The sequence below is a fragment of the Acinetobacter sp. AHP123 genome, from assembly GCF_023757925.1.
Taxonomy (GTDB): Bacteria; Pseudomonadota; Gammaproteobacteria; order Pseudomonadales; family Moraxellaceae; genus Acinetobacter; species Acinetobacter oleivorans.
The window spans coordinates 3293244-3316504 of sequence record NZ_CP092454.1; the positions used below are offsets into that span (position 1 = coordinate 3293244).

The following is a 23261-nucleotide window of genomic DNA, read 5'->3' on the forward strand; positions in this document are numbered from 1 at the left end:
GATTGGCTTTACTTATTATTGTTTGTGTATGTGTCAGTAAAGATGTCCAAAACTGTAAACCTCCCTGTATCATATCGTATAAAAGTTTTCTATCGATTCTTGCTAGTTTTCGGTATGGGCTTTGCCTGTATGGCATATTTAAGCCTTGGACTCATTGGAATTTTCCTTTTGACCCTCGACAAAGCTGAAGCTATATATCTCGCAGCATTTATAGCAATTCTATTTTACGTCATCTTTGTGATTGTTGGTTTCTGCGTTCAATCACTTTTGAAACTCACTGGGCTATCAATTGTTTTGTGTGCCCTTTTCTTTTTTATGACGCGTATGGTGGGTTATGCATAAAGGTATACGTCAATCTATGGCATGGCTACACTCATGGACTGGCTTAATTTTTGGATGGCTCATATTTGCCATTTTCTTAATGGGAAGTTTGTCCTATTACCGCCATGAAATTAATTTATGGATGCAGCCTGCACTTGCACAATATGAAGTAAAACAAGATATTGCCATTAAAACAGCATATCAATATTTACAAGAAAACGCTCCAGATGCCAAATCTTGGTATTTAACAGTTGCTACACCAGAAAGTCCCGTCAACACTATGTATTGGGAAAAAGCTGACGGCGGTTATGGCAATGCCACACTTGATGCTAACACGGGAAAAGAACTTCAACTTTCGGCAACTCTAGGCGGCGATTTTTTTTACCGTTTCCATTACCAACTTTTTGGCATTCCAATAATAGTTGGGCGATTAGTCGTGTGTCTTGCAGCATTTATTATGCTGATTGCTTTGGTTTCGGGCATTATTACCCATAAAAAAATATTCACTGACTTTTTTACTTTACGCACATTTAAGTCTCAGCGTTCATGGCTAGACTTTCACAATATTTCTTCTGTCGTTGCACTGCCCTTCTTTTTAACCATTACATTTACGGGCTTAGCTATTTTCTTTTATTTATATCTGCCTTGGGGAATGCAAAAGCTTTACCCTGAAAACCCTTATCAATATTTTACCGAGATACGCACAAAGACTGTACTTGAGAATCAATCAATTCAGCCTGCTCAAAACTTAGCTATTGATAAGCTATTGAACCAAGTTCAACAAAGTTGGGGTAATCAACCTTTATCAACGATTAGTGTAAAAAATCCGAATACCAACCAGGCGCAAATTACATTTATTCAGCAAGAAGACCGCTCTATTACTCGTAATCAAGCTCAAATTACATTAAATGCCTTAACTGGCAAAGTCTTAGAAGACACACGTAATAATAGTCCTATTGCGACATTGAATGCGGGTGTCTATGGGCTACATATGGCGACATTTGCTCAGCCTTTACTTCGTTTAGGATTCTTTTTCTCAGGCATTTTAGGCTGTGTAATGATTGCTTCTGGTTTGTTACTTTGGAGTCTTAAACGTCAAATTCAAAATAAGAATAGTAAGTTTCATTTTGGGCACTATTTAGTTGACCGATTAAATGTTGTAGCGTTTGTTGGATTACCTTGTGCAACTGTCGCCTATTTAAGCGCCAATCGATTGTTTACAGTCACTTCAACCACGATCAATTATGAAATTTATAGTTTTTTCTTAGTTTGGCTAATCAGCTTGATCATTGCTTTAATCACTAAAAAGCAGCATTTGTGGCGAACTCAACTTTGCGTTTTTATTATGCTTTGTATTGCACTTCCCATCTTAAATCTAAGTTATTTATTTCAACATGAGTATGTTCAAAGCCTCAGAGATTATTGGACCTTTGCACGTGTAGATGTATTTTTGTGGATCTTTGCAGCTTTAGCAATTTTTATATTCTGCAAAATTCAACCTATCCAGCATAAAGCTGTCGCAAAGATTCAAAAAAAGCTGAATAAACTAGATACTGAGGTGAGCTCATGATTCTTATAGCTTTCATCTTAATTTTATTAGGTATGTATTTACTATTTATGGCGAGCGAAAAATATCGATCGCCGAAATCAACAGGTCATTTCAAATCGTTAGCTCAAAAATATTACCGACACATTAAGATAGCTGCATTCATGCTATTTGGTTTATGTGCATTTATTCTTATTCAACACTATAAATTTTCAATTGGTTTTGTCAGTTGGTGGATCTTTGCAACGCCATTAACTTTTATTCTTATACTTTTAGTTAATCCTCTAAAGTCATCAAAATAATCATTTTCTTTAAAAAATGATGAAAAATAGAACAAGCTAAGCAATATTTTGATTGCTTAGCTTTTTTTTGCATAAGCAAATCATTATTCATGACAACCGGTTATCTCTAAAAGGAATAAGATATGTGCGTTTCGTGATAAGTGGCGATAAAGATGTCTGGTGCTTTTGAATTTATCTTAGCGGGTATGTTAGTTGGTTTCTGTGTAGGGATTACAGGAGTTGGTGGTGGATCATTAATGACACCAATTTTAATTGGCCTTTTTAGAATTGAACCTCATATCGCAATTGGTACCGATTTACTTTATGCCGCAATTTCAAAATTTTGTGGATCAATGGTTCACGCTAGAAAGCTCAATATTGTCTGGCCAATTGTTTTATGGTTAGCAGTAGGTAGTATTCCTGCATCTTTCGGTACTACATGGGTACTTGAGCATTATTTAAGTCAGTCAACACACTATAAAGCTGTACTCACCATGGTGTTAGGTTTTATGCTGACTTTAACTGGTGTATCTATCATTTTCCGCTCTCGTATTGAGAAGTTCTTTAGTCGTTTTAGAAGTAAAGAAGTCACTCAAACTGAGACTGAGCATTTAGCTATCCATAAGAAACGTAGCTTTATCGTGGTTATGGGTATCATCTTAGGTGTATTCGTAACGCTTTCATCAGTCGGTGCTGGTGCATTTGGGATTATGGCACTCGTGATCATGTTCCCGAACTTACCAATGATTCGAATTATTGGGTCAGATGTTGTACATGCCGTATTGCTTACTTTAGTAGCTGGCCTTGGACATATGAGTGCTGGTAACGTCGACTTTACGCTTCTTATGTGGTTATTGGTGGGTTCAATTCCTGCAATTATTGTTGGTACGCTAATTAGTTCTCGTATGCCAGAACGATTAATCCGAAAAATTTTAGGGATTACCCTATTTGCCCTCGGTGTTAACTTTATGGTTCACCCAGTCAAAGCAAAACCGAAAGCACCTGTGGTACAACAACAAGCTGTAGTTGCCGAAAAAACAAGCAACTCAACTGAAAGATAGCAAAATCAATAAGATTTTTCCAAACTGAAATACCATGAGATGTAGGATTTTCATAATTATTTCATGGTATATTCAGTACACAAAACAACCTTTAGTATGATCGAACCAGTGACAGCAATGACTACACATTCAAATTCCGTTTCAAAGCCAGATATCGACGACGTTAATATTAAAAGCATTCAAACTCTTGTAACACCAGCTGAGCTTAAGTCAGAACTTCCTTTATCTGATGTTGCTTCACAAACTGTCCTAAAAGGTCGCGATACCATTCGTAATATTTTAGATGGTTCAGATAAGCGTTTGTTTGTCGTTATTGGTCCTTGCTCTATTCATGATCCAAAAGCTGCTCACGAATATGCCGATCGTTTAAAAGCATTAAGTGAAAAGGTTAAAGATTCATTGTATTTAGTTATGCGTGTTTATTTTGAAAAACCACGTACAACAATTGGTTGGAAAGGTCTAATTAATGACCCTGACATGAATGACTCTTTTAATATTGAAAAAGGTTTACGCATTGGTCGTAAGCTTTTGCTTGAATTAAATGAAAAAGGTTTACCATGTGCAACTGAAGCACTTGACCCGAACTCTCCGCAGTACTACCAAGACTTAATTTCTTGGTCTGCAATTGGTGCACGTACAACCGAAAGCCAAACTCACCGTGAAATGTCTTCTGGTCTATCATCACCAGTAGGTTTTAAAAATGGTACAGATGGCGGTTTAACTGTTGCAACCAATGCGATGCAGTCTGTTAAATATGGTCATAGCTTCTTAGGCCTTAATGAAGACGGTCAAGTTTCGATTATTAATACAAGCGGTAACCCTTACGCACACGTAGTATTACGTGGTGGTAATGGCAAGCCAAACTACGATGCTGGCTCTGTTGAAGAAGCAGAAAATGCTTTAGCAAAGGCAAAAGTTAGCACTAAAATCATGATTGATGCGAGCCACGCAAACTCAAATAAAGACCCGTACTTACAACCACTTGTTCTTAAAAATATTACTGAACAAATTTTAGATGGTAATAAGTCAATTGTTGGTCTTATGGTTGAAAGTCACTTAAAAGGCGGCCGCCAAGATATTCCTGAGAATCTTTGTGATCTCGAATATGGTAAATCAGTGACTGATGGCTGTATTGACTGGGAAACGACTGAAAAAACATTACTTGAAATGCATGAATCTTTAAAAGACGTTTTACCAAATCGTTAATTCATCTTTTTAAGAAGATCAATTAAGCCCTCATTTTTGAGGGCTTTTTTATTTTTCTTTGTCGGAATTTAGCTATGATGACTTTTCTTTTTTGATTATACTTCGGCGAGCTTTTCCACTACGACCGCCTAGAATATGGTGCTGAGTTTTCGTCAACATTTGCTGAAGTGGCGCACGCTTTTAAGTGCTATCACTTTGCTGTGTTTACTATGGCACATTTTTTTGCCTACTTTAGTGCAAATTGGCATCGTACCTGAGTTATACACCATGCCTAGTCACTGTCAGCCAGTCACGCTAGAGCATTCATTTCACCAACAAAATTTCAATACTCAGCAGCATCACTCTTCACATGCCCATCACCATATGGAATCTGTTCAAGATAAATTTCATAGTTCGCATGCTCAAGAAGTTTTTGCTCTAGCTACTCAAATCATGAAACATTGTCCGCTTTGTACGCATGGTCTAGATGCAGCAATTTTAATTCCTTTAATTGCTTTGATTTTTGTTTTAATTTTACGTTGGTTTACCCGTGTACGATGCCTGTGCCATACGTGGACAATACAGCTAGAACTTCCCCCTACCTTCTATATTTTACCGATTAAACACGCCCCACCTGCTGCTCTGTAAAAACGCAACTTTTACCATCCTTGATTTTCAAGGACTCAAAACTTATTGCTTTTTATAGGGTCAAAATATGTTATCCCTCAAATTCCGCTTATCTGTTTTAAGTGCGGCGTGCTTTTCTGCCTCAGCCAGCCCTATTATTTTTGCTGAAGATTTAACACCAGCAAATAGTGACACAAAAAAATTAACTACGATTGTAGTCACAGCAAGCCGTGAAGGTGAAACACTCAATAAAACACCAGCAGCGATTAGCCAAATTAATAATGACCAAATTGAAAATAAACATGCCACGTTTATTGGACAACTTGTGAACCAGACACCAGGGGTTTTAATGAATGACCTTGGTAATGAGCAGCACATGATGTCTATACGCCAACCCATGACAACCGCAGCTGTATATCAATATTTAGAAGATGGTCTTTCAATTCGTCCTGTAGGCGTGTTTAACCACAATGCCCTATACGAAATGAATATGGCTGGCGTGGACAATATTGAAATTTTGCGTGGACCTGCGAGTAGTGTTTATGGGAGCAATGCCATTGGCGGAACTATTAATTTTTTAACAAAGGCGCCAAGTACAACACCAACAGCTGATATTGGCCTGAGTGCGAGTAGCGAAGGTTATCGCCGTGTAGATGTAGGGGCATCTGATACTTTTGATACAAACAACGGAACACATGGTTTAAGAATTTCTGCCTATGCCAGTGATCGCGGTGATAGCTGGCAAGATCATGCCGAATCAGATAAACAAAGCGTTACCTTACGTCATGATTGGCAAATTTCAGACACAACTAAACTGAAAAACATTTTTAGTTATAACCACTTATATGCAGATATGACAGGTAGTTTAAATGCTGAAGATTATAGTCAACGCCTTGGCTATAGCTATCAGACATTTACCTACCGTGAAGTAGATGCAACTCGATTGTCTTCCCAGCTTAGCCATGACTGGAATGATCAGCAACAAAGCCAAATTACTTTATATTATCGAGACAATACAACTGAGCAAAACCCAAGCTATAACATAAAAACAGATAAGAAAGATGGAGTTGCAAAAGGAACATACAGCGGACAAACAACATACAATAGTTTTCAGTCCTATGGGCTTAACTTACAGCATTCAGCAACGCTAGGCCAAGTTAAGTTAGTTGTCGGTGGCATGGCTGAGCATTCTCCGACCCAAGGTCGAACCAATGACATTGAAGTTTTTCGAGATCCAGTTACCCGTATTTATACCGGTTTTAAACAGCGAAAACTTTTACGTGATTTTGATGTCGATGTTGATAATGAAGCAATCTACGCCCAAGCTAACTGGCAAGCTCTACCTACTTTAAACTTAGTCGGAGGTGCTCGTTATGACTGGATTCGTTATGATTATCAAAATAATTTAACTCCATCTAATGTTACGGGCGCACCTGATGAAACGCGAAACTTTCATAAGGCCAGTCCGAAACTAGGTGCAATTTGGAACGTAACACCACAAATTGACTTCTATACAAACTGGTCACAAGGCTTTGTCCCACCAGAAGTTAGTAGCCTTTACGGCGCAAATTTAGTCACACCAAATTTGACTGAAGCAACTTTTACCAATATTGATGCAGGTATTCGCTTTAAAACATTGAATGATCGTTTGGATGGTGAAATTACGCTTTATCGTTTAAATGGTGAAGATGAAGTAATTAGTTACACCAAGCCAGATAATAGCCGTGAACCACGGAATGCGGGTAAAACTCGTCACGAAGGTATTGAAGTGGGTGCAACTTGGCAAATTTCCGATCAGCTTGACCAAAAACTGAAACTATCAGGTAGCTGGGCTCGCCATCGTTATGAACAATTTCAACCATCATCCACTATCGACTATAGTGGTAATGATATGCCAAGTGCCCCAAAAACTTTTGGTACACTGGAATATCAAATTAAACCAATTCCCGAACTACTACTTTCAGCAGAAGGTGTCTATGTAGGTTCATATTGGATTAATGATGCTAATACACAAAAATATGACGGACACACAGTACTTAATCTTCGTGCGAACTATCGTAAAAAAGCTTATGAGGTATATGGTCAGATTTTAAATGTGGCAGATACTCATTATGCTGAAAGTACTTCTTTTAGTAATAATGAAGTGAACTATACACCAGCTGCACCACGTACTTATTTATTAGGTCTACGCTATCACTTTGGTGATTAATCAATTTTAAGTTTGTGGTCATCAATTTGGCCACAAGCTTTTATCTAGCTATAAATAAAAATAACTCACCACAAAAGCAAAAAGTAGCACGGTTTCGCTAAGCTCAATTGCTGCACCTACTGTATCACCTGTAATACCGCCAATTCTTTTAATAAACAAATGTCTTAAATAAATAAGGCCAATTAAAAAACCAATAATGGCGATGAGCCCTTGCCATTCCCAATATAAAGCCAATAACAAAGCTATCGTAGTTATTATCCATGAGGCTGTTTTAGGTAAATGATCAGTCAACGAACGGCCTAAACCTTTTTCACGGACATATGGCGTAGTTAAAAACAAAATAGACGGCACAATACGCCCAAGTACGGGAACAAAGACTAAAAATAACGTTTGATGCTGTTCAATCAACACATAAATCAGTACAAACTTGAGCAAACAAATAATAACTAAACTTAGCACGCCAATTGGACCACAACTTGGATCCTTCATGATTTGTAAGGTACGTAGTTTGTCTCCAAAACCGCCTACCCACGCATCTGCCGTATCTGCTAGCCCGTCTAAATGTAATCCCCCTGTCAGCCAAATCCATAAAGTCATTATGATGGCAGCCAGTAAAAGAACGGGTAATTTGGCAAAAAGAAAAGCAATAAAAAAGAGAACTCCACCAATCATCAGCCCAACCAGTGGATAAAACAAAATAGCTCGACCATTTTGTTGCGCCGTTGGCATTGTCTTTAGCTCAATAGGCAGAACAGTTAAAAATTGCAATGCAATCCAAAAAGGTGTCATATCCAAGTCTCTAACTGATCTATATTTAAAAACAAATTGGATTATGAAGAAATAAAAATGGGAATAGCAATCCCTATTCCCATTAAAGACTCCAAAAACTGAAAATCTATTGCATTTGATAACACTGTTTCAATTTAATGTAGTCGTAGTAAAAACTAATTGGTGTATAACGTGCATAGTTACATGCAGATTTGAACAAAGTTTCTTTTTCGTTATAAAGCATTTTAACCAAAGTATTGCCTTGGCTATTTTGGTAAATATCCCATTGGACATTTGCCGCCATAGGTGAAACTACTTCACCGCGCCATGCACTGGTTGAGTAATTATAAGTCTGACGTAGTGGTAAAGGCTGCATCATATTATGTAAATCTAGGCTCGTTGCCAAAGGAATAATAATTTCAGCATGGGCAAACCGTAAAACTGCTTTGTAAGGCTGAGCTTTATTCACTACGGCGTCAACTTGTTGGAACAGGTCCTGTTTAAGTCCTTGAGCAATTTCACTTGTGACTTGATTTGACTCGGTAAAACTTGGACCTTTTTCGTAAAAATCGTTTGCATCATTAAATTCAGCGTAGAATTTCGCAGCATCTAACGGCATATATTTATCAAAATCGATACCCTTTAACTCATCTTTCATACCACCAGAAATTGAATAGAGCTCATAAATATAAGCTGCTGCATCAACTGCACTGGCGATTGTATTTTTACCCTTACCTTTTTCTGTAATTTGCTCACCTTTAGGTGAAGTTACTGTAAAGGATCCGGTATTGCTAAAGCTATAACCTGTTGTGCCCAGTTTTTTAATAAAGTCTGCTTTAAAAATCGGATTAAGTACAGTTTGGGCTGTTTTTTCAGCTTCTGTATTTTTTGATAACTCATCTAACTTTTGGGCTAAATCTTTATTATTTTCTTCAAAATCTTGATAGGCCTGACTAGCATCATAAATTTTTTGTTGATTAGGACTTAATGGCTGAGGTAAATCTTCATCTGCATTCAAACTATGAAAATAGAGTTTAAAACGATCAACACCACCATCTTCAATACTTGGAACGCTTGCACTCGATAAATCAGTATAAGACGTTGGCACAATTTTATCTTTAAGGTGCGGTTGTTGTTGAATGAGTTCAGCCGTGAAGAATTTAGCACTATCTACTGCACGATCCACTCCAGAACTTTGTACCAATATAGATGCTTGCGAATTTAAAAGACTTGGTAAGCGTTGTAATAAACGATCTGCAATGCCACGGTGTTCTAAAATACCGGTCATGGTTTCATTTCCATAACCGTACTGGCGAATTCCTTCCACGCCATAGCCTAATAAGATATTGGCTTTCATCATTGCTTCTAAATCTGCACCCAATTGTTCACCTAATGGTGTTAAGGCATTTTCTGCTTTTGCCTGTTTCCATAAATTATAAAGTGCCAAATCATATTTCAGACTTGAGAGACCTCTTGAACCGTGACGTGCCACTAACTCGGTAAAAACTGGCTGGAACCCATTGGGTGCTTGTTCATAGTTTTTTATTTCTTGTTGTGGTTGGTAAGGCGTTTTAGTTTGATAATATTTTGATGAATTTGTTGGGGCAGTTGTTTGAATGTCTTGATCATCATTATTGTTACAAGCCACAAGTAATAATGATGCTGCGAGCACAGTCGTTTTAAATAAAATATTCATAAGTCAGATGAGTGATTAATAAGAAATGCCAATAGCTTAATTTTTAGCAATGACAGCTCTATTACAAATACTCAAATATTTTTATAAAAATAATAACTTACATATGTATAAAAATATAAATTTGCTATCTCAACATGAAAGTTAATTGACCATCTGTTTCAGAAAATTCGAATGAATATAATTTCCCAAGCTCTGCCGGCATTTTCAGTAAATCATCTAAAGATTGTTGCTTGGCTAAACAAGCCAATAGCTTAATTACACCACCGTGGGTAACAACCAATCCATGTTGCCAGTTTTGGTTTTGCATTTCTACGAGTAGTTCTTGAAAGCCTTTAAGAACCCTTGTTTGAAACTGCATTAATGTTTCTGCACGAGGTGGGCAATACTGACTCGGTTTTTGCCAAAAATTTGCCAGTAATTCTGGTGAAGTTTCATAAATTTGCTGAGTTGAAATACCTTCCCACTCACCAAAATACATTTCTTTTAAGTCATGATTTAAAAGTAAAGGTAATTGAGTTGTCTTTGCAAGTTGCTCAGCAAAACAAGCACAACGTTTTAATGATGAACTTATAATGACATCCCATGACTGATTTGCAACTTGCTCAATGGTTGACTGCATTTGCTGCCAACCTTTTGCCGTTAACTCATCATCTAAATGTCCACGTAAAGTATGGCTATATTGACTCTCGCCATGTCTGAGCAAATCAATTCTGAATTTACCCAATTTTATCCCCGCTTACGGCAGCTTGAGCAAAAGTAGCCATTTGGTTGTGTAATACACATGCCATTTTAACTAATGACAAAGCAGTACCTGCACCACTACCTTCACCTAACCGTAAATTCATTTTTAAAATCGGCTCTGCATTGAGTTCTTGCAAAATACGACGGTGTCCATACTCTGCCGATTGATGACCAAACAACATCCAGTCACGTACTTTAGGGTTCATTCGTACCGCGCATAAAGCAGCAACCGAACTAATAAAACCATCCACAATGATAGGTAAGCCTATCTGCGCACATCGAATATAAGCACCTACAATTGCTGCAATTTCCAATCCACCTACAGCACACAATGTTTTGAACGCATCACCAGTAACATGTTTATGGTGAAGTTCGATTGCTTGTTCAATTACTTCAATTTTATGTCTTAACTGATCGGCACCAATTCCTGTCCCTACTCCAGTTAATTGCTCAGCAGTATCATTTAATAAAAGACATGCTAAGGCAGAAGCGGAACAAGTATTTCCAATACCCATTTCACCCGCAATATAAATATCTGCGCCGTCGGCTTTAGCTGTGTCTACACTATTTTTACCTAACTCTAGAGCAGCACGACACTCTTCAGTATTCATTGCAGCTTGTTTTGCAAAATTTGCTGTACCAGCACGAATACAATGACGTTCAACACCTACGTATTCGTACGCTTCACCTACTGTACCGCAATCAATCACTTGCAAATGAGCTTGATGATATTTGGCAATTACACTAATTGCTGCACCACCGGTCGTGAAGTTTTGCAGCATTTGACGGGTTACGGCTTGAGGGTATGCAGAGATATTTTCTTCAACCACACCATGATCGCCCGCAAAAATAGTAATCCATGGATGGTTAGCTTGTGGATGTGCATTTGACTGTAAACTGGCAAGTTTAACTGCTATCAGTTCTAAATCACCTAAGGCACCAGTAGGTTTTGTGAGTTGGAGTTGATGTTGCTCTGCTTGTTGTTTTGCGTCCAAATTTGGTTGCTGTACAGACTCTAACCACCAGTTCATTTTATTTCTCACCTTTTAAAATCATGGGAAAACCAGCCACACAAAACACAACCTTATCTGCAATTTGCCCTAGAGCTTGATGTAGTCTGCCTGCTTCATCGACAAATCGTCGACTTATCTCACCGAGTGGCACAACGCCTAAACCCGTTTCATTACTTACTAAAATAACTTCTGACTCAAGCGTAGGTAAAACTTTTAATAGTTGCTCACACTCAAGTTGTTGAACACTTTGATCATCTAAAAGTAACAAATTGGTTAGCCAAAGCGTTAAACAATCCACCAAAATAATTTGATTAGGTTGATCAATTTTTTTCAGAGCATTTGCTAAAAATAATGGTTCTTCAATTAACGACCAATGTGCAGGACGCTGATTTTGATGATGTGCAATTCGACTTTGCATTTCTGGATCAAGCGCTTGCGCTGTCGCCACATAAGTCACAGGTAATTGTGTAGATATTGCCGTTTGTTCAGCGAGTCGACTTTTGCCAGAGCGGGCACCGCCCAAAATCAGTTGCAACATGAATCACCTAAAAACAAATGCTGATACGAAAACAGCTTACCTTGTAAAGTTTGAGCTTCATAAAAACCAAACGTTAAATGCTCAACTTTCAGTTCAAATTCAGCGTTTTTGTATTGTACAGGTAATTGAGAAATTTTTTGCAAAATCAAATCACTACTATAGATGTTTTTATATAAGCCTAACGTGATATGAGGATAGTAATCTAAAGCAGCAATTTCATTAGAAACTATGCCTAATTTTTGACGTATGTGAGATAAAAAATTATCGGTATCTTGGATTTCTACAAATAAAGCGCTACTAAAGCTATCAACAGAACCAATTTTTAATTGAAATGAGGAAAAATTTTCTTTTCTTAAAATTTCCCTTTGCTGCTCCAACTCACTCAAACTAAAGTCATCACGATAGATTCTAGTTTTGTGGGTTAAAAATCCACATATAAACAGCGTGATATGATATTGACGGCTATTGGGTTCTAATAAGAATTTTGAAAAATGCGCGCGCAAGGCATCTAAATAATCAACTATTTTTTGATCATTAATTTCTAAATACCATAAAGCATAATTTTGGCGCCCAAGATGCCATTCGGGATAATCCCGTATAGAGGTTGGCACCATGAACGTCGAAGGTTTTAGCAGCACAGCTTTAATTCAAAATCATTCAATTTTCATATTAAAGCACGTTTGCCTTTCAGTTGTAGAACATTAATTATTTAAACGAACTTAAGCATACTGAGTACGCGTACTTTTGGAGTTGGTAGTATTCATGTTTAAAGGCTGTTTGCCTTGTTCAGAAAATAAATATTGAACTAATTGCGTTAACTCAACTTCAAGTTGTCTTTTTTGGGTAGTATTCATATCCATTTTTTGAATTTGCTGTTGTAAATGTTTGATTACATCAGCCTCTTCAATTTCTAAATATTGAATTGCATACGCATACCCTAGCGCAGCGCCTTTTAATAAGTTTTTATAAGGCAAATCATGACCTATATTCACCTCAATTGACGCAATTACTCTTTCATTGTGAGTTAATTTGCGAAGTGGATCTCTAGCAACTCGTTGACAAGGGTCTTTAAAAGCATATTCACATGAGTCTAGAAAACTTTGTGCCATGCGATCCAAATCTTTTGCATAGTTAGGTAATACTATTGCAAGCCCTTGCTTTACTTCTCTAATTAAGTTTTCTGCAAAGGCTTTAACTGAATGATCACCCATGGCAACACCAATAGATTCATAACCTAGTAAAGATGCGTACCAAGCAAGCATGGCATGCACGCCATTCCATAATCGGTTTTTGATTAATTGTATATCTGTAATCTGATTAACCAAGACAACTTGACGTAACTTTTCGAGTAAAGGACTGCTTTTTTCTACATAAATTGGCATATCCGTTTCGCTATGAAACAGAATTAGGTCCATGCTTTGTAATATATGACCTGGCTGGAAATTACGGCGCATGTTATCAACATATAAAGATGCCTGGTTTTGCTGATCTTGAGTCAGTTTATTGCAATCTTCAATTTCGACTTGTTCTTCATGCTCGACATCAGATAAATGCTGTTCAAGAAAGTGATGCTTAATGCGAAGTTGACGATATAAATTTTGATTAGATAGTTTCGAAACCATACGGTTTACAACGGTGTCGCAAAAGTAATGTTCTTTTAAAATATGTTCAGTTACGTCTTCATCATTGGTTAACTCTAGTAGAGCTTCTCTAAGATGCTTCATAACCAAATATTTCGCACCGACTTTATTTAAAATAATTAGAAAAGTTAGCGGTTCAATACATGTTTCAAGGGGCGAGTTAAAACGTGCATATAATCCTTTTGCGATTATTTTTGACTCAGCCTCTATAGCTTGCTCAGGTAAGCAAAGTGCAATCAAACTTGAATGTGTATACATCTCTAACATTTGTTGTTCATTGTCAGAATCAACAATGGTCATATTCTCAATACGTTCATCATAAGAAAATTGACCATAGCGAATACTATAAGTTCCAAATGCATTCACAGCTTCTCGAAAAAGACTATTACGTGTTGAAGCAATAATTCTCTTTGGTTTTGTGTACCCATCCCAATGTGACAAGATTTGCGCTATATAACCACCACCAATAGCGCCGAAACCATGTATTCCAACCGTCAGTTGATTTAGGCTTTGCGGAAAAGGCTCCTGCATCTCTGGCATATCCATAACAGGAATAAATTGGTCAAGATCAGTTAACAAGTCATACATCTGATCATAATAAAAATGTGCTTTTTCCAGCATTTCATCATTTGGTTCTTTAATATCTTTTAATAAAATCGTCAAACCTTTTGAAGTGTGAGCCGAAGTTAAACCATTTTCAGAATCTTCAAACATAAGACACTGGTTAGCATCCAAGTGAAGTTGACTAGCAGCTTTTAAAAAGATTTCAGGATGCGGCTTTCCTTGTTCGACTTCATCACCACAGGTAATCACATCAAAAAATTTATAAACATTCGCATTAATTAAATATTCTTCGGCAATTGCTCTACGGCTTGAAGTCGCAACAGCCATTCTTAAGCCAGATTTTCGTAAACGTTCTAAAACTTGAACTAAACCTTTTTTAATCGGTACGCCGTGTTTTCGAATATATTCGAGTTCCATCTCATCGGCTCTTTTTCGTATTTCTTTATAGGGAACATTTACGCCATATAAACGTTGAGCCAATTGTTCAGCAGTAGTTGCACTTAAACCTAAACATTGCATTAAATATTCGTGTGAAAACTCCTGTCCAATGAGTTCTTGAGATGCATGTTGCAATGTTTGAAACCGCAACCTCTCAGTATCAAACATTGTCCCATCCATATCAAAAATTGCTCCATGAACAGGTTTTCCATGAAAAATAAGCACGCTTTTACCTCTTTTTTGATCATGTTTTATTCAGGGTATACAAAAAATTGGTTAAAAAGGCGGGATATTAATAAATGAAACATTAGTGGTTATTTTTTAATCAAAAATATAAGAGATCTGTTACTGAGCAGTGTTAAAACTCTAAAAAGGTTGAACAATATGAATAAGTATGAAGCTAACTGTAAATACAAGAGTGGCAAGCCATCCTCGCTTGCCACTCTTGGTTTATTCTTTTTGTTGCACTGATAGTATTTATTTTTCTTAGTTCCATTTACCGCTACTTGCACCCGCATATTTTTATAATGTCACGCAGGTGTCACATACCAGGAATCAACTCACCTTTCGCTATTCTCATTGTTGGTGCTTCTGGTATAACTCTAAAATTCGTAAGAAAATGAGCATGAACGAATAGAATATAAGATTGATATTACAACCAATGTCTTTGCTCCTTATTAGAAAATAGCTACATCGCCATTAACAATAATGATAATCATTTTCATTTAATAGTTCAAGCATTTTCTTCATTATTTGTGCTTCTCTCTTTTTTGAAAAAAAGATCTGCAATAAAGTACTTTCTCAATACAGATAGAGAATCATGGTTAGTTCTTAAAGTAAGTTTTTAAGCCATTATTATTGATCAAGTACATCAACAAATTGAGCATTTAAAAGCTGAGCTAAATCTTTTGGATTTAAACCAATATCCAGCCCTCTTTTTCCACCACTTACATAAATTTTATTAAAGTTTTGAGCTGATGCATCAATGACCGTTTTTAATCTTTTCTTTTGACCTAAAGGACTAATCCCTCCTACTAAATATCCTGTTAAACGTTCAGCATCTTTAGGATTAGCCATCTGTAATTTTTTACATCCAAACGCCGTAGCTACTTTTTTTAAATTTAATTGATGATTAACTGGTAAGACAGCAACGAAATAATTTTTATCGTCACTTACCATTAGAGTTTTAAATACTTCGTTTACATCTAAATCTAATTTTTCGGCTGCTTCTAATCCAAAACTTTTAGCATTTGAATCATGTTCATATTCATGAATAGAAAATTCGATTTTATTACTTTTTAACAATCTACATGCAGGAGTCATGATAAGTGGTGTTATAGATGAAATTGTTTCGATTATAGTTTTTTTAGAAAAATTTTTAAATTTACTTAGGCTATTTACAAGAGTTACATAAAAATTCAAACAGCAACTGAAGAAAAAATAATCTCAACTTGATATTCGTTGCTCGACTCCATATATTTTATTTAGATTTGAAGTCTGAGCTGACAATTTTATGAGTTATAAACACAACAATCTGATGGCTATGCGTCACCGTTTTTGGGATGAATCATCAGATTCTGTATTAAATGAAAAGCAATTTTTGCAGCAGACGTTAATTGAACAAGGTATTTTTAATAACGCAACTCTTGATGATGTTAAGTACTTCTTTTACACCCTTCCTAGCATCATTATAGTAAAAGCTCATGCACTTGGTTTTATGCATGATTCAGTCAAACAGATGTTATTGCAACATATTCAGACCAATCGTCTGCATTTGATGCAGAAATCTGAATTAAAGATTCAATTTAAAATGTAATCCATTTTGTTATCAAAGATCTGTTTTATCTTAGTTTTACTCATCTGAATTGTTTTAATTTCTTAAATTTCTAAATTACTTAGGCTATTTAAGAATTATTGGAATAAAGATGACCATTTCGGCCTATCATTCAGTCTGAGAGAACTATTTTAATACGCTCAAAACATGTAATATTCGTTACAATTTTAGATCACCAGCGTTTGGCTGCATGATGCGCATAGGATTCTATTTTCATGTCAAATCAGAAAGATAAGCTTAAGAGTTTAAAAACTTCTTCCATGGATCGACGCTTATCAATCGCGAAAGCTTCTTTACTTGCAGGAACACGTTGGGCAACTGCAAGTGCCTCTTCTTTATTTTCTAATGAAGAAGAAAAAGAAAAGAAACGCAAAAAAGCGATGAGCGAACAAGCTAATTATCTGGTTTCTGAAATAGGTAAACTTAAGGGTTCTATTGTTAAAATTGGCCAAATGATGGCTCTTTATGGTGAACACTTTTTACCAGAAGAGATTACACAAGCATTAAATACCCTAAATAACCAAACCGTTGCCTTAGATTGGCCTGCAATTAAGCCACATTTACAAGAGCAACTAGGCGCTAAGTTAAATGATTTAACGATTGATCATGAACCAATTGGTACTGCTTCTCTCGCACAAGTACATCGTGCAACACGTAAATCAGACGGCTTAGAGCTAGTTTTAAAAATCCAATATCCTGGCGTCGCAAATGCAATTGATTCAGATATGAGCTTATTTAAAAACATGCTTAAACTGACACGTATGGTGCCACAAACCCGTGAATTCGATCAGTGGTTTGATGAAGTACGTGAAATGATGCATCGTGAAGTTGACTATGATGTTGAAGCTGCCACTACCCGTCGTTTCGGTGAACGCTTAAAAGATGACGAGCGTTATATTGTTCCGACAATTGTAGATGAATACTGCACTAATCAAGTACTTTGCATGACTTTCGAACGCGGTGTTCCAATCAATAGCCCTGTGATGTTGTCTTTGCCTCAAGAGCGTCGTAATCAACTTGGTGAAGCTTCACTTGAAATTGCAGTTCGTGAAATTTTTGAATGGGGTGAAATGCAGACTGACCCTAACTTTGGTAATTACCTTGTTCGTTTAGGTAATGGCCAAGACGTTCAAGACAAAATTGTATTATTAGATTTTGGTGCTATCCGTCAGTTTGATGAACACCTTTTAGCAGTTGCACGTCAACTCATTCAGGCAGGTTATCAGCATGATAAAAATGCGATGGTACAAGCCATGACTGGATATGAATTTTTTGATGCAATGCCTGAAAGCATTAAACCAGGCATGGCCGATGTTTTTCTAATCGCTACAGAAGCATTTAGTACCCCTGCAAATAATCCAGATATGCCCGCTGGCCTTATGGATGAACATGAACGTTATGACTGGAAGAAAAGTCAGTTACATAGCCGTGTTATGCAGCAAGCAAGTAAATCAATGGCGTCACGTTATTTCTCAGTTCCTCCAAAAGAATTTATGTTTATTAGCCGTAAGTTTATTGGGGCCTATACGTTTATGACAGTTATTGATGCAAAAACAAATGTGCGACGTATGATTCGTAACTTTGCTTAATTTAATAAAGGACTAGAATGATTATATGTCATTCTAGTCAATAGCTCTCAATCCACCCAACAATTAAATAATTTTAAATAAACAAAATCAAAAACTTATAATTTTATTATTTTCTATTTGCCATTTATCTACTCATTTTTTCAATGTCAGTAACGACATAGTTTTTTAATATGAGGCGTGTCAGCATAAAACAATAACAACGTGTTAGGACACCATAATCATGACAAGTATGATCAATAAAGCTCAGGGTTTGGGTTTATCGCTGATCACCAGATTGGCTGGAAGCGATGTACTTGATCAACTCAAGTTGCGTAAATTTGTTGAAAAATCTCTTTATCAAGGTTCAAAAGCTGGTTTTAAAGCATTAAGCCAGACTCAAAAAGTATTTAAACCTAAACAGATCTCCCAACAACGATTACCTCGCCAACAAAAAAATCTATTTGATTTAAGCCTAACTGAAGAACAACAAATGACTTCTGATGCAATGTCTCAATTTGCTCAAGAGGTTTTATTAGGATTAGCACATGAAGCTGACCAGAATGCCCAGTTTCCTGAAAGTCTTTGGCAATATGTTGAAGATTTAGGTCTTAACTACTATGCACTTCCAGAGGCATTAGGTGGTGTCGCGACCGAACAAAATATTGTAAGTAATCTATTAATAGCTGAAAAACTAGCTGAAGGTGATTTTAGCCTTACAGCAGGATTACTCAGTACATTTAGCGTTATCAATGCAATCACACGTTGGGGTTCTGCTGAAGTTCAGTCAATGTATCTACCATGTTTTGCAGAAGACTCAGACATTACAGCAACCTTTGCAGTTCAAGAAGCAACTCCAGCATTTAATCCTTATGCTTTAAAAACAAAAGCATCACTTGAAAATGATCAGTTTTTTATTGATGGCGAAAAAACATTAGTGATTTTAGGTGATTTAGCTGATGTATTTTTAGTAAGTGCAGACTTTAACGGCAAACCAGACGTATTTGTCGTGCAATGCGGTGACACAATTTCAATTAAAAATACTCCGGCCATGGGCCTTAAAGCCACAGAAACTGCAACTCTTCGCTTTAATCACACTCCTGCTCTACGCTTAGGTGCAACAGATTTTGACTACACTGCTTTTTTAGATTTGGGCAACTTAATGTGGTGTGCAATGGCTGTAGGTACATGTGAAGCTGTTAAAGCTTATTGTATTAAATATGCCAATGAACGAACTGCTTTCGGTGAACCAATTTCTCATCGCCAAAGTGTCGCTTTCATGATTGCAGATATGGCTATTGAAATTGATGCAATGCGTATGCTGGTTTTAAACGCAGCAAGCCTTGCAGAATCAGGCAAGTCATTCCACCGCGAAGCTTATCTGGCCCAACTACTTTGTGCTGAAAAATCCATGAAAATCGGTACGGATGGCGTGCAAATTCTTGGGGGACATGGTTTCACAAAAGAACATCCAGTTGAACGCTGGTACCGCGATCTACGCGCTACTGCAATTTTACAATCTGGCTTACATGCTTAAATGATCAATCAGAGGATACTTTAATGAATTTACAAAATCCTAAAAAATTCAAGATGATGATTGATCAGGCACACGATGTTGCGATCAATGTTTTACGCCCTATTTCTCGTAAATATGATAAAGCTGAGCATGCTTATCCCAAAGAGCTCGATATGCTCGCTTCACTCATTGACGGTATGAATGAAGGTGGCGAAGGTATTAATGCTGGAGCTGCAGGTGCTGGAAAGCGCGGTGATACAGACAGTGAGAGTGTTCGTAACGGAACCAACATGTCGACTGCTCTTGGAATTATTGAAATGTGTTATGGCGATACTGGCTTATTGCTGAGTATGCCACGTCAGGGGCTTGGGAACTCAGCAATTGCTGCTGTCGCAAATGATGAGCAATTAGAGCGGTTCAACGGAACATGGGCAGCAATGGCAATTACTGAGCCAGGATGTGGCTCTGACTCTGCTGCTATCCGCACCACTGCAACAAAAGATGGCAATGACTATATTTTAAATGGTGAAAAGATTTTTGTGACCTCTGGCGAACGTGCAGATTCTGTCGTCGTTTGGGCCACGCTTGATCGCAAACTTGGACGTGCAGCGATTAAATCATTTGTGGTACCTAAAGGTACACTGGGAATGAAGGTTGAACGTCTTGAACATAAATTAGGAATTAAAGCTTCAGATACGGCAGTGATTAGTTTTATTGATTGCCGTGTGCCAGCCGAAAACCTTTTAGGTAATGCTGAAGTAGATGTCGCTAAAGGTTTTGCTGGAGTAATGGAAACTTTTGACAATACTCGCCCCTTAGTTGCAGCAATGGCAATCGGTTGCGCTAAAGCTTCACTAGAACGTATTAAAGAGATTTTTAAAGATCAACTCGATCCTAATTACTCTACCCCCTACCTCCATGCTTCTAACCTTGCAGCTCAAATCTACCGTATGGAAGCTGAGTGGGAAGCCGCTCGCCTACTCATGTTAAAAGCAACGTGGATGGCAGATAACAAAAAACCAAACTCTAAGGAAGCTTCTATTGCAAAAGCAAAAGCAGGTCGTGTGGGTAATGAGATCACTTTAAAATGTGTCGAATTGGCAGCAAGTGTGGGCTATAACGAAGATGAGTTACTTGAAAAATGGGCACGTGATTCGAAAATTCTCGATATCTTTGAAGGTACTCAGCAAATCCAGCAATTAATCATTGCCCGCCGAGAACTGGGTAAATCTTCTAGCGAACTAAAATAATAATTAAGGGAAATTTCCCCTTCTTTTATTAGCTTTTTATGTAAAAACTTAAAAGCCCTCTAGCGATTAAACTAGAGGGCTTCGTATTTCAGGAATTAAATTTTTTATTTATTCGGTAGTTGTACTGTCTAACGCTTTATCAACTACACCAAATTTCTTAAAGATTTTTGCACGTCGTTTTGACGAAATATTTGCTTTGTTTAAATCACCTTTATAATGATCAAAAACTCGCTTATCCATTATTTTAAACCACAATGAAGGGATTAATGCTGGTAATAACATACTGGCATAACCGCTTGGTAGCTCAGGTGCCTCGTCAAAATGACGCAATGCTTGGAATGGACGAGTCGGATAAGCATGATGGTCTGAATGACGCTGCAATTGGTACAAGAATAAGTTTGTTACAACGTTATTATTGTTCCAGCTATGCTCTGGCATTGTACGCTCATATTGACCATTTTCTTTTTTCTGACGTAATAAACCATAATGCTCAATATAGTTAATAATCTCAAAAAGACTAATGCCATAAAATGCTTGTGTCGCTAAATATGGAATTGTACGTTTACCAAAGATTCCAACCATAGAACCATGAAAAGCAGCAGTCATTCCCCAGCCTTGTAATAGTTCATTATCTGAAGACCAGAATTCTTTACCTTTACGTTTCAAACGATTTTTTTCAATTTCTATTGCAGATTTAAAAGAACCAACAACAGTACGTGGCCAAAACTCATAGAATGTTTCACCCATACGTGATGAAGCTGGATCTTCTGGTGTTGCTGCACGCTTATGATGACCATAAGGATGCTCAATACGGAAATGATTATAGCCAGTTGGAACTAAAGCAAGATGAGACAGAATATGGTCTATACGATCATGCTTATGACTTAACTCATGGGCTGTATTAATCGCAATACCATTGATTGCACCCATTGAGATACCAAGTAAAATCTTATCAATAAAAGATGTTGTTTTACGACTTGTTAAATAACATGCATAAACATTCGCAGCATACTGTAGAGGGATAAAGCTCTTCACAAGACGTGAATAATATGGATCTTTTTCTAAAAGCTTAATTTCTTCATCTGTCGGATTTCGAGCATCTTTCCCAATAATAGTATCAATTGCAGGAATCACAACATGTAATAAAAGTGGGCCACCTAATGCGAAGACTTTTTTCAAAGGGCGTGGACCAAACTGATAACCAGCTAAAATAGCTAAACCGATAGCAGGTAAAGCAGGACTAATCATCCATAAAAAGCGTTTGCGATCTATTTCACGCATAGACGCAGGCACTGGCATAAGTTCGTGCTGAACATTTACTGGTGCATTCATAGCTATATTTCCTTTTTCTATATGTCTATATAGTTAAAGAAATAGTGTTTAGTTAACAGTAGTAACCGTCCAAAAAACCTATGTTAAAGTCTTTGGCATTTTCTTCCACTTTTCTGTCCTAAAAACACATGTTGATCTATTCTTATAGCTCACTATAATTTTATTAAAATAATGATTGATCATTTAAATATGGATGCACTAAGTAAATTTTTTGATGATATTCACCTGAATAAGTCTGAATACATCTATTTAAAAGCGCAAGGAGAATGGGCTTTTAAAACACAAGATCAATCTGCTCTACTTGCTTATATTGTTTTAACTGGTTCTGTATATATTCAACTTAACACTTCAGAAAAAATAACTGCGACTGCTGGCGATATTATTTTAATTCCTTCAGGGAAAGCACATAGTGCGACTGACTCAAAATCAACAGCGAGTAAGTTGGTAGATTCTTTAGATATAACATCGCTTTTTAATGGTCATAGACAAGATGCCATCGAATTTGGTACTTCATCTCCAGATAATACATTATTGCTATCTTTACGCTGCCAAATCGATACTCATATGGCTGGGCCACTCATTAATGCCCTGCCGTCCATCATGCATATTAAGCATGAAAATCAAACTACTCCACCCGAATGGCTACAAATTGGGCTTTATTTTCTAGCAATTGAAACTCAAAAAATCAGGCCAGGTCACGACAAAATTATTGATCACTTAGTCAGTATTTTGCTCATTGAATGTATTCGTGATCATATTCAACAGATGACAGATCAACAAAACTGGTTAAGTGCCTTAACTCATCCAGAACTGAGCAATGCACTATCTGCTATTCATAGCCAACCAGAAGTCACATGGACAGTTGAATCTTTAGCTGAACAATGCTGTATGTCACGTTCTAAATTTGCAAATTTGTTTAGTAGTATTATTGGTGAGCCACCTCTAACTTATTTACAGCATTACCGTTTCCGTTTAGCCAGTCAGTATTTACGCACAAGTAACTTATCAATTCAGCAAATATCAAATAAGGTTGGCTATTCATCTGAAACAGCATTTAGTCAGGCATTTAAGCGAATTTTTGATCTATCTCCTAAACAATATAGACAGCAATATATTGGGCACAGCTTAGATTAACT

At 37.0% G+C, this 23261-nt stretch carries 22 protein-coding genes; 12 read left to right on the forward strand and 10 right to left on the reverse strand.

Annotated elements, in window-relative coordinates; all coding sequences use genetic code 11:
- Positions 1–42 precede the first annotated feature (42 nt).
- The 3 genes from MJX77_RS15640 to MJX77_RS15650 are packed head-to-tail and all read left to right on the forward strand — an operon-like array spanning position 43 to position 2169.
- Positions 43–342, forward strand: coding sequence for a hypothetical protein (locus tag MJX77_RS15640; protein ID WP_004792597.1), 300 nt, complete (start codon positions 43–45; stop codon positions 340–342).
- On the forward strand, positions 335–1891 hold the full coding sequence (locus MJX77_RS15645; RefSeq protein ID WP_252059598.1) for a PepSY-associated TM helix domain-containing protein: 1557 nt from the start codon (positions 335–337) through the stop codon (positions 1889–1891). The genes MJX77_RS15640 and MJX77_RS15645 overlap by 8 nt, the downstream gene beginning before the upstream one ends.
- Entirely contained in the window at positions 1888–2169 is a 282-nt protein-coding gene (locus tag MJX77_RS15650) for a hypothetical protein (RefSeq protein WP_013198031.1), read from the forward strand. Before MJX77_RS15645 ends, MJX77_RS15650 begins: the two co-directional genes overlap by 4 nt.
- Here the strand turns inward: MJX77_RS15650 and MJX77_RS15655 are convergent.
- Positions 2144–2260, reverse strand: coding sequence for a hypothetical protein (locus tag MJX77_RS15655; protein ID WP_252059599.1), 117 nt, complete (start codon positions 2258–2260; stop codon positions 2144–2146). The genes MJX77_RS15650 and MJX77_RS15655 overlap by 26 nt on opposite strands.
- Before the next feature lie 61 nt (positions 2261–2321).
- Between MJX77_RS15655 and MJX77_RS15660 the strand changes: the two genes are divergently transcribed.
- From MJX77_RS15660 to MJX77_RS15675, 4 genes are all read left to right on the forward strand, one after another.
- Entirely contained in the window at positions 2322–3209 is an 888-nt protein-coding gene (locus MJX77_RS15660; RefSeq protein ID WP_049836553.1) for a sulfite exporter TauE/SafE family protein, read from the forward strand.
- Positions 3210–3305: 96 nt separating this feature from the next.
- Positions 3306–4415 (forward strand): 3-deoxy-7-phosphoheptulonate synthase, encoded by a 1110-nt coding sequence (locus MJX77_RS15665; protein WP_151826400.1) that lies wholly within the window; start codon positions 3306–3308, stop codon positions 4413–4415.
- Positions 4416–4550: 135 nt separating this feature from the next.
- Positions 4551–5042, forward strand: a complete 492-nt coding sequence (locus tag MJX77_RS15670) for a hypothetical protein (RefSeq protein ID WP_198307949.1) — start codon at positions 4551–4553, stop codon at positions 5040–5042.
- Between the two features lie 67 nt (positions 5043–5109).
- On the forward strand, positions 5110–7230 hold the full coding sequence (locus MJX77_RS15675) for a TonB-dependent receptor (RefSeq protein WP_252059600.1): 2121 nt from the start codon (positions 5110–5112) through the stop codon (positions 7228–7230).
- Positions 7231–7278: 48 nt separating this feature from the next.
- Here the strand turns inward: MJX77_RS15675 and MJX77_RS15680 are convergent, their stop codons facing one another.
- From MJX77_RS15680 to ybaK, 8 genes are all read right to left on the reverse strand, one after another.
- Complete coding sequence (locus MJX77_RS15680) at positions 7279–8019, reverse strand: adenosylcobinamide-GDP ribazoletransferase (protein ID WP_252059601.1); 741 nt, start codon at positions 8017–8019, stop codon at positions 7279–7281.
- 106 nt (positions 8020–8125) lie between these two features.
- Positions 8126–9694, reverse strand: a complete 1569-nt coding sequence (locus tag MJX77_RS15685; RefSeq protein WP_252059602.1) for a histidine-type phosphatase — start codon at positions 9692–9694, stop codon at positions 8126–8128.
- 124 nt (positions 9695–9818) lie between these two features.
- Positions 9819–10418, reverse strand: coding sequence for a histidine phosphatase family protein (locus MJX77_RS15690; RefSeq protein WP_252059603.1), 600 nt, complete (start codon positions 10416–10418; stop codon positions 9819–9821).
- On the reverse strand, positions 10411–11466 hold the full coding sequence (cobT, locus tag MJX77_RS15695) for a nicotinate-nucleotide--dimethylbenzimidazole phosphoribosyltransferase (protein WP_151822707.1): 1056 nt from the start codon (positions 11464–11466) through the stop codon (positions 10411–10413). The genes MJX77_RS15690 and cobT overlap by 8 nt, the downstream gene beginning before the upstream one ends.
- A 1-nt stretch (position 11467) precedes the next feature.
- Entirely contained in the window at positions 11468–11986 is a 519-nt protein-coding gene (cobU, locus tag MJX77_RS15700) for a bifunctional adenosylcobinamide kinase/adenosylcobinamide-phosphate guanylyltransferase (protein ID WP_151822708.1), read from the reverse strand.
- Positions 11974–12600 carry a 2'-5' RNA ligase family protein gene (locus MJX77_RS15705; RefSeq protein ID WP_252059604.1) on the reverse strand — a complete coding sequence of 209 codons (627 nt, stop codon included), beginning with the start codon at positions 12598–12600 and terminating at the stop codon, positions 11974–11976. The genes cobU and MJX77_RS15705 overlap by 13 nt, the downstream gene beginning before the upstream one ends.
- Before the next feature lie 105 nt (positions 12601–12705).
- Positions 12706–14853, reverse strand: coding sequence for a bifunctional mannitol-1-phosphate dehydrogenase/phosphatase (gene mtlD / locus MJX77_RS15710; RefSeq protein ID WP_252059605.1), 2148 nt, complete (start codon positions 14851–14853; stop codon positions 12706–12708).
- 630 nt (positions 14854–15483) lie between these two features.
- Complete coding sequence (gene ybaK, locus MJX77_RS15715; protein WP_004792620.1) at positions 15484–15951, reverse strand: Cys-tRNA(Pro) deacylase; 468 nt, start codon at positions 15949–15951, stop codon at positions 15484–15486.
- A gap of 190 nt (positions 15952–16141) precedes the next feature.
- Between ybaK and MJX77_RS15720 the strand changes: the two genes are divergently transcribed.
- From MJX77_RS15720 to MJX77_RS15735, 4 genes are all read left to right on the forward strand, one after another.
- Positions 16142–16444, forward strand: coding sequence for a hypothetical protein (locus tag MJX77_RS15720; RefSeq protein ID WP_004792622.1), 303 nt, complete (start codon positions 16142–16144; stop codon positions 16442–16444).
- Positions 16445–16677: 233 nt separating this feature from the next.
- Positions 16678–18051 carry an ABC1 kinase family protein gene (locus MJX77_RS15725; RefSeq protein WP_005304840.1) on the forward strand — a complete coding sequence of 458 codons (1374 nt, stop codon included), beginning with the start codon at positions 16678–16680 and terminating at the stop codon, positions 18049–18051.
- A 229-nt stretch (positions 18052–18280) separates the two neighbouring features.
- Complete coding sequence (locus MJX77_RS15730) at positions 18281–19564, forward strand: acyl-CoA dehydrogenase family protein (protein ID WP_252061347.1); 1284 nt, start codon at positions 18281–18283, stop codon at positions 19562–19564.
- 23 nt (positions 19565–19587) lie between these two features.
- Entirely contained in the window at positions 19588–20793 is a 1206-nt protein-coding gene (locus MJX77_RS15735; RefSeq protein WP_252059606.1) for an acyl-CoA dehydrogenase family protein, read from the forward strand.
- A 108-nt stretch (positions 20794–20901) separates the two neighbouring features.
- Here MJX77_RS15735 and MJX77_RS15740 read toward each other — a convergent pair whose 3' ends face one another.
- Positions 20902–22125, reverse strand: coding sequence for an alkane 1-monooxygenase (locus MJX77_RS15740; protein ID WP_252059607.1), 1224 nt, complete (start codon positions 22123–22125; stop codon positions 20902–20904).
- A 189-nt stretch (positions 22126–22314) separates the two neighbouring features.
- Between MJX77_RS15740 and MJX77_RS15745 the strand changes: the two genes are divergently transcribed.
- Positions 22315–23259 carry a cupin domain-containing protein gene (locus MJX77_RS15745; protein ID WP_416662256.1) on the forward strand — a complete coding sequence of 315 codons (945 nt, stop codon included), beginning with the start codon at positions 22315–22317 and terminating at the stop codon, positions 23257–23259.
- Positions 23260–23261: the final 2 nt, after the last annotated feature.

Bases quoted from the DNA above. Each gene is read 5' to 3' on its own strand.
- MJX77_RS15640 (WP_004792597.1), top strand. From the start codon at position 43: ATGTCCAAAACTGTAAACCTCCCTGTATCATATCGTATAAAAGTTTTC.
- MJX77_RS15645 (WP_252059598.1), top strand. From the start codon at position 335: ATGCATAAAGGTATACGTCAATCTATGGCATGGCTACACTCATGGACT.
- MJX77_RS15650 (WP_013198031.1), top strand. From the start codon at position 1,888: ATGATTCTTATAGCTTTCATCTTAATTTTATTAGGTATGTATTTACTA.
- MJX77_RS15655 (WP_252059599.1), bottom strand. From the start codon at position 2,260: ATGAATAATGATTTGCTTATGCAAAAAAAAGCTAAGCAATCAAAATAT.
- MJX77_RS15660 (WP_049836553.1), top strand. From the start codon at position 2,322: ATGTCTGGTGCTTTTGAATTTATCTTAGCGGGTATGTTAGTTGGTTTC.
- MJX77_RS15665 (WP_151826400.1), top strand. From the start codon at position 3,306: ATGATCGAACCAGTGACAGCAATGACTACACATTCAAATTCCGTTTCA.
- MJX77_RS15670 (WP_198307949.1), top strand. From the start codon at position 4,551: ATGGTGCTGAGTTTTCGTCAACATTTGCTGAAGTGGCGCACGCTTTTA.
- MJX77_RS15675 (WP_252059600.1), top strand. From the start codon at position 5,110: ATGTTATCCCTCAAATTCCGCTTATCTGTTTTAAGTGCGGCGTGCTTT.
- MJX77_RS15680 (WP_252059601.1), bottom strand. From the start codon at position 8,019: ATGACACCTTTTTGGATTGCATTGCAATTTTTAACTGTTCTGCCTATT.
- MJX77_RS15685 (WP_252059602.1), bottom strand. From the start codon at position 9,694: ATGAATATTTTATTTAAAACGACTGTGCTCGCAGCATCATTATTACTT.
- cobT (WP_151822707.1), bottom strand. From the start codon at position 11,466: ATGAACTGGTGGTTAGAGTCTGTACAGCAACCAAATTTGGACGCAAAA.
- cobU (WP_151822708.1), bottom strand. From the start codon at position 11,986: ATGTTGCAACTGATTTTGGGCGGTGCCCGCTCTGGCAAAAGTCGACTC.
- MJX77_RS15705 (WP_252059604.1), bottom strand. From the start codon at position 12,600: ATGGTGCCAACCTCTATACGGGATTATCCCGAATGGCATCTTGGGCGC.
- ybaK (WP_004792620.1), bottom strand. From the start codon at position 15,951: ATGACTCCTGCATGTAGATTGTTAAAAAGTAATAAAATCGAATTTTCT.
- MJX77_RS15720 (WP_004792622.1), top strand. From the start codon at position 16,142: ATGAGTTATAAACACAACAATCTGATGGCTATGCGTCACCGTTTTTGG.
- MJX77_RS15725 (WP_005304840.1), top strand. From the start codon at position 16,678: ATGTCAAATCAGAAAGATAAGCTTAAGAGTTTAAAAACTTCTTCCATG.
- MJX77_RS15730 (WP_252061347.1), top strand. From the start codon at position 18,281: ATGATCAATAAAGCTCAGGGTTTGGGTTTATCGCTGATCACCAGATTG.
- MJX77_RS15735 (WP_252059606.1), top strand. From the start codon at position 19,588: ATGAATTTACAAAATCCTAAAAAATTCAAGATGATGATTGATCAGGCA.
- MJX77_RS15740 (WP_252059607.1), bottom strand. From the start codon at position 22,125: ATGAATGCACCAGTAAATGTTCAGCACGAACTTATGCCAGTGCCTGCG.
- MJX77_RS15745 (WP_416662256.1), top strand. From the start codon at position 22,315: ATGGATGCACTAAGTAAATTTTTTGATGATATTCACCTGAATAAGTCT.